Raw genomic sequence first — 13,000 nt, forward strand, 5'->3', positions numbered from 1 at the left:
TTGCTGTTTGCCCATGTCCCCTCATCCAAGCCCTGCAACCGGTTTTGAAAAGCTGCGACGTATCGAGTCCAGCCGCATATTCCAGAGTGCGGTCATTGGCATCATCATACTGTCGGCACTGACCATTGGCGCAAAGACCTATGACTTGCCGCCTCTGGTGGAAGGCTCGCTGATCGCGATGGACAACGCCATCACTGTTTTCTTCCTGCTGGAAATCCTGTTCCGTTTCGCCGCCTGCCCCAACAAAAAACGATTCCTGATGGACGGCTGGAATCTGTTCGATACGATTGTTGTGCTTGGCAGCCTGATCCCGCTGGACAATTCCGATGCAGTACTGCTGGGCCGGTTGTTGAGAGTATTCAGGGTACTGCGGCTGATTTCCGTAGTGCCGGAACTGCGGTTTCTGATCAACTCGCTACTGAAAGCGATTCCCCGCATGGGCTATATCGCCGTGCTGATGTTCATCATTTTCTATATATACGCAGCCATGGGCTCCATGTTTTTTGCAAAAGTGGATGAGGAACTCTGGGGAGATGTTGCCATCTCCATGCTGACGCTGTTCCGCGTGGCCACGTTCGAGGACTGGACGGACGTCATGTACGCCACCATGGAGCAGTACCCACTGAGCTGGATCTATTACCTGACCTTCATTTTCCTGACAGCGTTTGTATTCCTGAACATGATGATCGGGGCGATCCTGGAAGTGATGAGCGAGGAGCAGAATGCCAAGGAGGCTCAGGAGGCCCATGACGAAAGGGGTGAGATTGCCCGCCAGCTGAAAGCGGTTCAGGAACAGTTGCAGGAACTGACCAGGCAGATGTCGGAGAAACCCGGGAGTCGCTGACCCCGGGCTGTGCCCGCATCAGAAGGGTCTGGCGATAGCCAGATGGAAAATGGCGGTGATCTGGACCAGCGCCAGTACCGCGGCTATCACCCGCACTTTCAAGCCAAGGGTTTCCTTCAGCGCGAACACTCCGGCCACAATGTAACCGACCAGCAGGACAATTTTCGCCGTCAGCCAGCCATGTACAAACGGCATCCAGGGCGTTACAAACAGCAGCCCGATGGCGGCCACCAGCAGGACCGTATCGTTGGCGTGCGGGATCCACCGCAGCGGAGTCCTGCGCCAGTCGGGCTTGCCCACCGCATCCAGCAGCAGACGCAGGGAGAACAGCACTACCGTAAGATAGGCTGCAAGCATATGGATACTTTTCAGGACCAGGTAGCTATTCATAAATTAATCCATTGGGAATCAAGTTGATAGCTCCATTGTACGCAAAACTACCGCCTCATGGGTATGTTATTCTTTTAAACATTTATCTAATATACACATTATATTCAGACAGCCAGTGGAGTCATTGTCATGCCGGCTATTCCCACCACCGAAACTGCAGGGGACGCAAGCGTCCGCCAGCTGTTCGGCTACCCGTTCCGCATTTTCTTCCTGTCCATGACGGTGCTGGCTATCCTTGCCATTCCCGTGTGGATTCTGCAGGTCAGCGGTGCCATTCAACTGCCGCTGGCCATGCCGGGGCTGTTCTGGCATCAGCATGAAATGCTGTTCGGCTTCCTGTCGGCAGCTATCGCAGGCTTCCTGCTGACCGCTGTCTGCGTATGGACCCAGACTGAACGCACCCATGGCTTGCGACTCGTTCTGTTGTGGGGTGTCTGGCTCGCAGGGCGACTGTTACTGGCATTCGGCGCGGGCCTGCCGGACTGGCTGGTTCATGGCGTGAACCTGGCCTTCCTGCCCCTGGTGATGCTGGATGCCGGCTGGCGCGTATGGCATGCGAAGCAGAAGCGGCAGCTGATGATTCTGGTGGTACTGGGCCTGCTCTGGCTGATGCAGATCGGCTTTGTAATCCGGCTTGATCCTGCCTTCAGCTACGGCGCTCTGATCATGGCCATGGCACTGATCAGCATCATTGGCGGTCGCATCACCCCGGCCTTCTCCGCAGGCTGGCTCCGTCAAAGGGGGCAGGATGCAACCCGGGTCAAAATGATCCCGGCCCTGGACATGGCCGCGCTGTTCAGCATGATACTGCTGATGGCATCACTGGTTTCAGGCTGGCAAACCGTAACAGCCATTCTCGCCATTACCGCGGCCGTGCTGATGCTGGTGCGTCTTGCCGGCTGGAAAGGCTGGCTGTTCCGCAAGGAACCACTGCTCTGGGTGCTACACCTGTCCATCCTCTGGGTGCCGGTTGCACTGTTGCTGCTCGCCGGTTCCCTGCTGGCCGGCTGGCCCACCAACGCCTGGACACATGCCGCCGGCACCGGAGCCGTTGGCTGTCTGATCCTGGGTGTTATCGCCAGGGTTTCCCTGGGTCATACCGGCCGCCCGCTGGTTCTGCCAGCGGGCATGGTCGCCGCATTCTGGATGATTCAACTGGCAGCCCTTGTGCGCGTGGTAACCGCTTTCGATGTCATACCCTGGCACGCGGGTGTGGGAGCAAGCTCCCTGTTATGGATGCTCGCATTTGCTGTTTTTTTGGCCCGCTATACCCGGATACTGGCGTCACCCCGGCCCGACGGCAAGGAAGGCTGAGCCTTCAGGGCCTTCACGAAGACCCTTGGGGAAAAGAGCCGGTCAGGCGGCCAGCTCTTCCCCGGCGATTGCAGTGAATGCTGCCCTCGCCTCGCGGAAGCGGTCAGCAGGAAAGTGGATGTGGATACCTTCCAGTGACGCCATCAACATTTCAAGGTGGGCGTCCCAGCCAGCGCAGGAAATTGCCACCCGATCGTCGTCCGGCAACAGCAATGTCAGCTCTATCAACGTTCCCTCCAGCTCCGGAACCAGACTCCAGCGCACTGGCCGTTGCGGCTCACTGCCGGCGCTCCAGGAATATTCCAGCAGCCGCTCGGGCCTGATAGCGCGAACGTAGCTGTCTATCGCCGAGCCACTCTGCCCAAAATCAATTTTCACCGAACCGCCCTGCCATTGCTCGACCGTGCCCGGAGCCAGCCAGTTGGCCAGATTGACCGGGCTGGTAAGCATTGCCCATACCTGCGCCGGACCATGATCTGTCCTGCGCTTCAGCGTTGCACTTACGCGGCCGTCCCTGCGGCTCAGTTCGCCCCAGGCTTCACTCTTGGCTGACATGGCAGCTCCTTGCATCTCTCAGGATCAGCCTGAAAAATAACCAAAAGCTCGGAAAAACACCTTGATCACCATCAACCACTAACCGCCATTTCCCTGAAAACTGCAACCAATGGTCAATAGCCAAATGCTGAATAACAGCTAAAGTATAGGAAACCATTTTGTAACAGGAACAATGGCATTATGACCCCCGATCACTTTGACAAGGCGGACTTGATCGCCTGCGGGCACGGCACACTTTTCCCGGGCAAGATGCGGCTGCCTATCAATGAAATGCTGATGATGGACCGCGTTACCCATTTCAGCGAAACCGACGGACTCTATGGCAAGGGCAGCATCGTTGCCGAGCTGGATATCGACCCGGACCTGTGGTTCTTCAAGGTTCATTTCGTCGACGACCCGGTCATGCCGGGCTGTCTGGGGCTGGACGCCATGTGGCAACTGGTGGGGTTTTTCCTGGCGGCAACCGGTGGTGAGGGCAAAGGCCGGGCACTGGGATGCGGTGAGGTGAAATTTTTTGGCCAGGTGCTGCCAACAAACAAACTGGTCCGCTATCACCTTGATATCAAACGGGTCATTCGCCGCAAGCTCACCATGGCGATCGCTGACGCCAGCATGGAAGTGGATGGCCGCGAGATATACACCGCCAAAGACCTGAAGGTCGGCATGTTCAATTCAACGGATGACTTCTAGGAGCCATTAAATGCGTCGTGTTGTCATTACAGGTATGGGGATTGTCTCCAGCCTCGGAACCAATAAAGACGAAGTGACCCGGTCATTGCGGGACTCGATTCCCGGCATCGGCTTCAGTCAGGAAGCCAAGGACAATGGCCTGCGCAGCCACGTCTGCGGCCAGATCGACCTGAACCTGCCGGAACTGATCGACCGCAAGCTGATGCGCTTCATGTGTCCGGCCTCAGGATACTCCTACCTGGCGATGAAGGAGGCCATTGAGCAGGCAGGGCTTACCGATGACCAGATCCGCGCCAACTCCACCGGCGTGATCATGGGTGCCGGTGGTGCCTCCACGGTGGAACTGATGGATGCGATTGATACCCATCGCGCCAAAGGCATCCGCCGGGTTGGCCCTTACCGGGTGCCTCGCACCATGGGCAGCGCCATCAATGCTTCCCTGGCAACCGCATTCGGCATTACCGGCGTTAACTACGGTATTACTTCCGCCTGCGCCACCAGCGCACACTCCATTGGTCATGCCGGCGACCTGATTGCTCTGGGCCGCCAGGACATCATGTTCGCCGGTGGCGGCGAAGATATTCACTGGACTCTGAGCCTGATGTTTGACGCCATGGGTGCACTGTCCACCAAGTACAATGACACTCCGGGAAGCGCATCCCGCACCTATGACAGGGACCGGGACGGTTTTGTGATATCCGGTGGTGGCGGTGTACTGGTACTGGAGGCACTGGAGCATGCCGAGGCACGCGGCGCCACCATCCTGGCCGAACTGGTCGGCTTCGGTGCCACCTCTGACGGCGCCGACATGGTCGCCCCCAGCGGCGAAGGCGCGATTCGCTGCATGCAGCAGGCGATGAAGAATGTGGACGGCGAGATCAGCTACATCAACACCCACGGCACCAGCACTCCCGCCGGGGATGTCACCGAGCTGAAGGCATTGAAGGAGACCTTCGGTGACAGGATACCCCCGCTGAGTTCCACCAAACCACTGTGCGGCCATGCCCTTGGCGCTGCCGGTGTGCACGAAGCCATCTACAGCCTGATCATGCAGCGGGAAGGCTTTATCGCACCATCCGCCAACATCGAGAACCTTGATGAGGGCGCCGAAGGCTATCCCATCGTGCGGGAACGGCGGGACAACGTCGACCTGCCCTTGGTGATGAGCAACAGCTTTGGCTTTGGCGGCACCAACGGCACGCTGGTGTTCAGGAAAGCCTGACAGCTGCCGGAACAATCGCCAGGGTATGCGCATTCGCTGCCCTGGCAGCCTGATCCGAGCCCTTTACGCTGCCATGGAGCGGTAGGCGCCGGGGGATTTTCCCATCCAGCGCTTGAAAGCACGACTGAACGCACTGAGCTCCGAGAACCCCAGCTGCTCGGCAATTTCCACCAGAGACTTGCTGCGGTCGTTCAGGTACGCCAATGCGCGCTCACGCCTGATTTGCTCCAGCAAAGCCGCGAAGGTGAGGCCCTCCCGCTTCAACCTTTTGTGAAGCGTATGCCGGCTCATGTGCAGCTGTGAGGCAATGGCTTCCACCCCTACCCGACCACGTTCCAGATGTCCGGCAATCAACGAAGTCACTCGCGCACTGAACGGTGCCTTCGCCGCGAGGGACTCCATCGGATCTGACTGCATGTTTCTTACTCCTGATATCTCAATGCGGGGCAATGAACAGTCCCGGACGTCAGCGTACACATGTTAGCCGAAAATAACCATATCCAGGCTTGAGGCGCATCAAGGGAAAACACGATCCGATAGGGCACTATGGGCCGCTTTTAACCTTTTGAACTACTGATGGCGTTATCCGGAGCCCCCATGCACACCCCAGAACTCCTCGCCCCAGCCGGCACTGCCGAACACCTTGAAACCGCCTTTGCCTATGGCGCCGATGCCGTTTATGCCGGCCAGCCCCGGTACTCGCTGAGAGTAAGGAACAACAGCTTCAAAAACATTACCGCGCTGGGTGCAGGCATCACCCGCGCCCACGAACTGGGCAAGCAGTTCTACCTGGTATCCAACATCGCGCCCCATAATGACAAGGTGCGCAGTTACCTGCGCGACCTTGAGCCGGTACTGGAATACCGGCCGGACGCCCTGATCATGTCTGACCCGGGGCTGATCATGCTGGTACGGGAGAAATGGCCGGACCAGCCCATACACCTGTCCGTGCAGGCCAACGCTGTCAACTGGGCAACTGTTGAATTCTGGCGCAGGCAGGGCATCAGCCGTGTCATCCTGTCCCGGGAACTGGCCCTCGACGAAATCCGCGAAATCCGCGAAAACGTGCCGCAAATGGAACTGGAAGTGTTCGTCCACGGCGCCCTCTGCATGGCCTACTCCGGCCGCTGCCTGCTGTCGGGCTACATGAACCACCGCGACGCCAACCAGGGCGCCTGCACCAACGCCTGTCGCTGGAACTACAAGAAAGTGGGCCACAGCCACGACCAGACAGGCGATCTCATCGCCACCTCGACCAATGGCGATGTCCGGACAGCCGAACCGCGGGAAATCCTGCTGGAAGAACCCAACCGCCCCGGAAGCTACATCCCCGCCTACGAAGACGAACACGGCACCTACATCATGAACTCCAAAGACCTCCGCGCCGTCCAGCACGTCGCCAGGCTAGCGGAGATGGGCATCCACTCCCTGAAAATCGAAGGCCGCACCAAAAGCACCTACTACGTCGCCCGAACCACCCAGGCCTACCGCCGCGCCATCGACGACGCCATGACAGACAAACCCTTCGACATGAACCTGATGGACCAACTCGAAGCCCTTTCCAACCGCGGCTACACCGAAGGCTTCCTGCGCCGCCACGTCCCCCAGGAATACCAGAACTACGAACAGGGCTCGTCCCTGAACGGCACCCAGCAGGTCGTCGGCACCATTGCCGACGTCAATGACCAATGGCTGACCATCGACGTAAAGAACAGGTTTGCTCCCGGCGATTCTCTCGAACTGATCACCCCGGCCGGTAACCTGCGGTTCAGCGCAGAAACCATGGAAAACCGGAACGGTGAAGTCATGGGGTACGCCCCCGGTAGCGGCCATATCGTCCGAATCCCGAAACCAGCACAGATCCCTGAATCCCTCGACTACAGCTACCTGACCCGAATTCTGCCATCGTCTACGTAACAGCGTTTCGGGTTGTGGAGACCAGCAATTAGTCGAAGGCATCAGGCGGCGCTGGCTCACAAAACCGTGCATTGCCAGGGATGGCAATGCCGAGCCCCCATGGATGGGTTCACGGCGTGTTTTGGGGGCCAGCGCCGCCTGACGCCCTCCCCGAACCATTCAGTCTTATAAACACCAAGGCTATCACCACAATTGCCACCCCCTTAGTGCCCCAAGGGACGATTAAGGTATAATCATGACGCGTACAATTTAATACCTGACTAATTTACTCTGGTATTGTATACTCACTCACCAGAAGAAACGGAAATTGCCCTTGGTTATCAACAGGGCAAACCCAAATCCGTCATCCAGAAACCGATTGCAGGGCGTACTCACTTGCTGGGCGACCATTGCAACACCTGAAAATTTACATCCGCGAGGTGGCTCCAAAGCAGGGCTACCGGCGACACCAGGGGCTAAAAAGCCCGAGATGAGAGAATACGGAGCGACGATCATGGCGACCACCGACAAAGAGGTGAACGAGCTGATCAAACGGGAATACGAACACGGTTTCGTAACAGACATCGAATCCGACACCTTCGAGCCCGGCCTGAACGAAGACGTGATTGCCCGCCTTTCCGGCATCAAGAAAGAGCCGGAATGGATGCTGGAATGGCGCCTGAAAGCCTACCGTCGCTGGCTGGAAATGGACGAGCCGGACTGGGCGCACGTTGGTTATCCGAAAATCGACTACAACTCGATTTCCTACTATTCCGCGCCCAAGCGCCCGGAAGACATGCCCCAGAGCCTGGACGAAGTGGATCCGGAGCTGCTCAGAACCTACGAGAAACTGGGCATTCCCCTGCACGAGCGTGAAAAACTGGCTGGCGTGGCAGTGGATGCGGTATTCGACTCGGTCTCTGTGGCAACCACTTTCAAGGAACCATTGGCCAAGGCCGGTGTGATTTTCTGCTCCATTTCCGAGGCCATCCAGGACTACCCGGAACTGGTCAGAAAATACCTGGGTTCAGTGGTTCCTGCCGGCGATAACTTCTTCGCCGGCCTGAACTCCGCAGTCTTCTCTGACGGCACCTTTGTTTACGTGCCCAAGGGCGTGCGCTGCCCCATGGAGCTGTCCACCTATTTCCGTATAAACGCGGCCAACACCGGGCAGTTCGAGCGCACCCTGATTATTGCCGAAGACAGCAGCTACGTAAGCTACCTGGAAGGCTGCACCGCCCCCATGCGGGACGAAAACCAGCTCCACGCCGCGGTGGTTGAACTGGTTGCCCTGGACGATGCGCAGATCAAATATTCCACCGTCCAGAACTGGTATCCGGGCGATGAGAACGGCAAGGGCGGCATCTTCAACTTCGTTACCAAGCGCGGTGCCGCCATTGGCAGGAACTCGAAGATCTCCTGGACACAGGTCGAGACTGGTTCGGCGGTCACCTGGAAGTATCCCAGCTGCATTCTGCGTGGTGACAACAGCGTGGGCGAATTCTACTCGGTGGCGCTGACCAACAATTACCAGCAGGCCGATACCGGCACCAAGATGATTCACCTGGGCAAGAATACTTCCAGCACCATCATCTCGAAGGGCATTTCCGCTGGCAGAAGCTCCAACTCCTATCGCGGCCTGGTGAAGTTCGGCCCCGGTGCGGAAGGTGCGCGTAACTATACCCAGTGTGATTCGCTGCTGATCGGCGACCGCTGCGGCGCCCACACTTTCCCGTACATCGAGAGCAAGAACAAATCCGCCATCGTCGAGCACGAGGCAACCACCTCCAAGGTCAGCGACGAGCAGATGTTCCTCTGCCGCCAGCGCGGTATCGACCCGGAGCAGGCCGTATCCATGATTGTGAACGGCTTCTGTAAAGAGGTGTTCAAGGAGTTGCCGATGGAGTTTGCCGTTGAGGCTGGCAAGTTGCTTGAGGTCAGCCTTGAGGGGTCGGTTGGCTAGTTTGGTATTGCCCCGTTGGCTTTGGTGAAGGTCAGCGAGCAGGTTGGCTATTCCGGAACACGCCGTGAATACGTCCATGTAGGCTCCTAAAAAACATCCCTGTTTTTTAGGGTTTCGGAACACCCAACCTGCTCACTGACCCGGACATCTAACGGGCACTAATATTCAGTCTTCCGAGCAACGTTATTTAGCTCCGGACGGCAAACACAAAAGTATGCGGAAGCCATCGGGCAGGCCCTTCCGGGATCGTAAAAATCAGGGATGATTTTTCCGAGCGTACATGGACGTATTCACAGCGTATCCCGGAAGGGCCTGGCCGAGGGCTGACTCCCCCACAGTTGGCAGTCAGCCCAAGGCACAAGAATTCAGACATCAGGAAGAGAGAAGCCATAAATGCTGAGCATCAAGAACCTGCACGCATCCGTTGAGGGTGAAGAAATTCTCAAGGGTATCGACCTGGAGATCAAAGCCGGGGAAGTTCATGCCATTATGGGCCCGAACGGCTCAGGCAAAAGTACGCTGTCACAGGTACTTGCAGGCAATGAGACGTTTGAGGTGACCGAAGGCGAGATTACCCTGAACGGCGATAACCTGCTGGATCTGGAAACCGAGGAGCGGGCCCGCGAGGGTATCTTCCTGGCGTTCCAGTACCCGGTCGAGATTCCTGGTGTCAGCAACCTTCAGTTCCTGCGCACCGCCGTTAACGCCATGCGCACACACCGTGGCGAGCCGGAGATGAACGCAGCTGAGTTCATGAAGCTGGCCAGGGAAGTTTCCAAACAGGTCGACCTGGATCCCGCCTTCCTCAAGCGTGGCGTCAACGAAGGCTTCTCCGGTGGCGAGAAGAAGCGTAACGAAATCATGCAGGCGCTGCTGCTTCAGCCGAAGCTGGCGATTCTGGATGAGACCGACTCGGGGCTTGATATCGATGCCCTGCAGGTCGTTTCCAAGGGCGTGAACGCACTGCGCGCGGATGACCGTGCCATTCTGATGGTGACTCACTACCAGCGGCTGCTTAATCACATCGTGCCGGATTATGTGCATGTTCTTGCCGGTGGCCGGATCGTCAAGTCCGGTGGCCGTGAGCTGGCGCTGGAGCTTGAAGAGCGCGGTTACGGCTGGCTCGGCGTGAAAGAAGAAGCCGCTCCCAGTGCAGCCAGCTAAGGAGGTCGCCGAATGAAACCAGCACCAACGCTTTCCAGCGCCTTCCTTGAGCCCGGTGGGCATTCGCTGCCCGCGCCGCTGCTGGAGCTGCGCAGACAACGGGGTACGGCCCTGGTGGACATGCCATTGCCAACCCGCAAAACCGAAAACTGGAAATACTCCAGCCGGTACCTCAAGCTGACGGACGGGCTGGCCGCGACGCTGCCGGCAACCGGTAAGGATGGCCTCAGCCTGTCACTGCCCGGTTACCGCGTGGTCTTCCGTAATGGTGTAATGGTTCCGGAGGCTTCGGATTTTCCCGATCTTGATGGCATCCTCATTCAGCGTTTCGGTGATCTTGATGACAGCGATGCGGCTGCCCTTGCCGAACGCCTGGACAATACTCTGGACAGTCGCGCAGTACAGATGGCAAGGCTCAACTCGGCCCGCTTTGAAGATGGTCTGTACATCCGCCTGGACAAAGAAGCCGTGCTCGACCACCCACTGTTCGTCGTGCACGAAGTAACCGGCACGGCTTCCGGCTCAGCCTACCCGCGTATCTATGTAGAAGCGGCGCGGCACAGCCAGATCACGCTGGTGGAGGAGTATCTCTCCAGTGGTGACGAGCCGGTCATGGTCGATTCAGTGACAGAATTCACACTGGGCGACGGTGCCAATGTCACCAGCGTGCGCCTGGTAATGGAAGGCGAGAACGTCCAGCACATTGGCGCTACCGGTGTCCGCCAGGCAGCCAGCTCCCGCTTTGAAAGCCATTGCGTCGGCTTCGGCGGACCGCTGCGCCGTCATGACCTGATGGTTCGCCTCGAAGGTGAAGGCGGCGAGTGCAAACTGAATGGTGTGGTGGTTACCCAGGGCAAGCAGCACTATGACAACCACACCTCGATTGAGCACGTGGCTGCCCACTGCAACAGCGAGGAAACCTACCGCAACATTGCTGCGGACCAGTCCCATGCTGTTTTCAACGGCCGCATCCATATTCATGAGGATGCCCAGAAGTCGAACGCCAACATGAACAACAAGAATCTGTTGCTCTCTACCGGCGCGGAAATCGATACCAAGCCCGAGCTGGAAATTTACGCAGACGACGTCAAGTGCGCCCACGGCGCCACCATTGGCCAACTGGACAGGAAATCCCTGTTCTACCTGGTTTCCCGGGGCATCGGGCGCCGCGAGGCCAATACGCTTCTGACTATGGCGTTCATTAACGAACTCGTTGAACAGATTCCGGTCCAGGCAGTCAAAGATGCTGCCCAGCTCCGGCTGAACGAGTTTTTTGACCAGACATTTGAGGAGGCCTGACCGGTTATGACAGACCTTTCCGTGGCAAACAAGGCTGGCAAGGCGACATTTGACGTCGATGCTGTGCGGCGGGACTTTCCGATTCTTGATCAGCAGATCAACGGCAAGCCCCTGGTATATCTGGACAACGGCGCCTCTGCCCAGAAGCCCGTTGCCGTACTGGATGCCATGGATCGGTACTACCGGGAAATCCACTCCAACGTCCACCGGGGCGCCCACACGCTGGGTGACCGTGCGACCAGTGCGTTCGAGGGTGCCCGAGAGAAAGTCCGGTCATTCCTGAACGCAGAAAGTACCCGTGAGATTATCTTTACCCGAGGCACCACCGAGGCCATTAACCTGATAGCCAATGGCCTGGCGGGGCGTCTCAGGCCGGGTGATGAAATCCTGGTCAGCCATATGGAGCACCACGCCAATATCGTGCCCTGGCAGATGATTGCCGAACGCACCGGTGCCAGGGTGCTTCCTGTACAGGTCACACCGCAAGGCGAGCTGGATCCGGACTCGTTCAACAGCCTGCTGGGTGACCGCACCCGGATACTGGCGCTGACCCACGTTTCCAATGTCCTGGGCACCATTAACCCGATTGCACCGCTTATCGAGCAGGCCAGGGCCCGCGGTGTTATCACCGTGATCGATGGGGCCCAGGCAGTGCCCCATTACAAACCGGATGTGCGGGCGCTGGGCTGCGACTTCTACATGTTCTCGGCCCACAAGCTGTTTGGCCCCACCGGCGTCGGCGCGCTTTACGGCAAGGCCCAGCTGCTCGAAGAAATGCCTCCCTATCAGGGTGGCGGCGAGATGATCGAGCGGGTGTCTTTCGAGCGCACCACCTGGAACACCCTGCCCTACAAGTTTGAAGCAGGCACTCCGGCCATTGCCGAGGCAGTTGGCCTGGGCGCCGCGATTGATTACCTGGACAGCCTTGACCGCACCGGCCTGGAGGCAGCGGAAAACGCACTGCTTGCCCGCGCCAACGAGCTGGTGGAAACCGTTCCCGGCATGGAAGTGATTGGTACCGCCAGCAATAAAGTGCCGGTAATGTCCTTTAAAATCGCCGGCCTGCACCCCAGTGATATAGGCACCCTGCTGGACCAGCAGGGCATCGAGATCCGCACTGGCCACCATTGCGCCATGCCGCTGATGGACTTTTACGGGGTTCCCGGTACAGCCCGGGCGTCCTTTGCGTTTTACAATACCCAGCAAGAAGTGGAACAATTATTCACTGCCCTGCAGAAAATTCAGCGCCTGTTTGCCTGATGGAGGTGGAAACATGACAGCCGAAGTCTTCACACCAACCGTAGCCGTCACCATGACGCCAACTGCGGTGAAACATGTCCGCAAACAACTGGACAAGAGGCCCGAGGCGAAAGGTATCCGCCTGGCCATCAAGAAAAGCGGCTGTTCCGGCTTCAAGTACGAAACCCAGTGGGTGGAAGAAGCCGGCACGGACGACAAGGTGTTCCACATCGACGGTGTGGACCTGTTTGTAAAGGAAGAACACCTGCCAATGGTGAATGGCATCGAGATTGATTTTGTGACAGAAGGGGTCAACTCCCTGTTCCAGTTCCGCAATCCGAATGCGACGGCCGAGTGTGGGTGTGGGGAGAGTTTTACGGTTGCCTGATATGGTGGTGTCGGATTACGGCTTCGCCTAATCCGA

Annotated in this window: 13 protein-coding genes; 10 read left to right on the plus strand and 3 right to left on the minus strand. The window is 58.0% G+C overall.

Annotation, left to right across the window (positions count from 1 at the left end; translation table 11 throughout):
• Window positions 1-13 precede the first annotated feature (13 nt).
• A complete protein-coding gene (locus DIT72_RS02165) occupies window positions 14-844 on the plus strand; it encodes an ion transporter (RefSeq protein ID WP_135953555.1) in 831 nt (276 codons plus the stop codon).
• A gap of 18 nt (window positions 845-862) precedes the next feature.
• Here the strand turns inward: DIT72_RS02165 and DIT72_RS02170 are convergent, their stop codons facing one another.
• Window positions 863-1,234, minus strand: coding sequence for a SirB2 family protein (locus tag DIT72_RS02170; RefSeq protein ID WP_135953556.1), 372 nt, complete (start codon window positions 1,232-1,234; stop codon window positions 863-865).
• 129 nt (window positions 1,235-1,363) lie between these two features.
• Between DIT72_RS02170 and DIT72_RS02175 the strand changes: the two genes are divergently transcribed.
• Entirely contained in the window at window positions 1,364-2,548 is a 1,185-nt protein-coding gene (locus tag DIT72_RS02175) for an NnrS family protein (protein WP_135953557.1), read from the plus strand.
• 42 nt (window positions 2,549-2,590) lie between these two features.
• Here the strand turns inward: DIT72_RS02175 and DIT72_RS02180 are convergent, their stop codons facing one another.
• Complete coding sequence (locus DIT72_RS02180; protein ID WP_135953558.1) at window positions 2,591-3,103, minus strand: SRPBCC domain-containing protein; 513 nt, start codon at window positions 3,101-3,103, stop codon at window positions 2,591-2,593.
• A gap of 180 nt (window positions 3,104-3,283) precedes the next feature.
• On the opposite strand from DIT72_RS02180, the gene fabA reads away from it, so the two are divergent.
• Together fabA and fabB are read left to right on the plus strand one after the other, a co-directional pair.
• On the plus strand, window positions 3,284-3,793 hold the full coding sequence (gene fabA, locus DIT72_RS02185; RefSeq protein ID WP_135953559.1) for a bifunctional 3-hydroxydecanoyl-ACP dehydratase/trans-2-decenoyl-ACP isomerase: 510 nt from the start codon (window positions 3,284-3,286) through the stop codon (window positions 3,791-3,793).
• A gap of 10 nt (window positions 3,794-3,803) precedes the next feature.
• The gene (gene fabB / locus DIT72_RS02190) at window positions 3,804-5,015 is read left to right on the plus strand and encodes a beta-ketoacyl-ACP synthase I (RefSeq protein WP_135953560.1); all 1,212 of its coding nucleotides are present in this window, start codon (window positions 3,804-3,806) and stop codon (window positions 5,013-5,015) included.
• Between the two features lie 63 nt (window positions 5,016-5,078).
• Here the strand turns inward: fabB and DIT72_RS02195 are convergent, their stop codons facing one another.
• Window positions 5,079-5,432, minus strand: coding sequence for a helix-turn-helix transcriptional regulator (locus DIT72_RS02195; RefSeq protein WP_135953561.1), 354 nt, complete (start codon window positions 5,430-5,432; stop codon window positions 5,079-5,081).
• 180 nt (window positions 5,433-5,612) lie between these two features.
• On the opposite strand from DIT72_RS02195, the gene trhP reads away from it, so the two are divergent.
• The 6 genes from trhP to DIT72_RS02225 all read left to right on the plus strand — a co-directional run bounded on the left by trhP (window position 5,613) and on the right by DIT72_RS02225 (window position 12,964).
• On the plus strand, window positions 5,613-6,932 hold the full coding sequence (gene trhP, locus DIT72_RS02200; RefSeq protein WP_135953562.1) for a prephenate-dependent tRNA uridine(34) hydroxylase TrhP: 1,320 nt from the start codon (window positions 5,613-5,615) through the stop codon (window positions 6,930-6,932).
• A 493-nt stretch (window positions 6,933-7,425) separates the two neighbouring features.
• Window positions 7,426-8,874 (plus strand): Fe-S cluster assembly protein SufB, encoded by a 1,449-nt coding sequence (sufB, locus tag DIT72_RS02205; protein ID WP_135953563.1) that lies wholly within the window; start codon window positions 7,426-7,428, stop codon window positions 8,872-8,874.
• Window positions 8,875-9,267: 393 nt separating this feature from the next.
• Complete coding sequence (gene sufC, locus DIT72_RS02210) at window positions 9,268-10,038, plus strand: Fe-S cluster assembly ATPase SufC (protein WP_135953564.1); 771 nt, start codon at window positions 9,268-9,270, stop codon at window positions 10,036-10,038.
• 12 nt (window positions 10,039-10,050) lie between these two features.
• Window positions 10,051-11,337: a Fe-S cluster assembly protein SufD gene (gene sufD / locus DIT72_RS02215; protein WP_135953565.1), complete on the plus strand. Its 1,287-nt coding sequence runs from the start codon at window positions 10,051-10,053 to the stop codon at window positions 11,335-11,337.
• Between the two features lie 6 nt (window positions 11,338-11,343).
• A complete protein-coding gene (locus tag DIT72_RS02220) occupies window positions 11,344-12,597 on the plus strand; it encodes an aminotransferase class V-fold PLP-dependent enzyme (RefSeq protein ID WP_135953566.1) in 1,254 nt (417 codons plus the stop codon).
• A gap of 13 nt (window positions 12,598-12,610) precedes the next feature.
• Entirely contained in the window at window positions 12,611-12,964 is a 354-nt protein-coding gene (locus tag DIT72_RS02225) for a HesB/IscA family protein (protein WP_135953567.1), read from the plus strand.
• Window positions 12,965-13,000: the final 36 nt, after the last annotated feature.

The organism is Marinobacter orientalis (genome assembly GCF_004792665.1).
In the GTDB taxonomy this organism is placed as follows: Bacteria; Pseudomonadota; Gammaproteobacteria; order Pseudomonadales; family Oleiphilaceae; genus Marinobacter; species Marinobacter orientalis.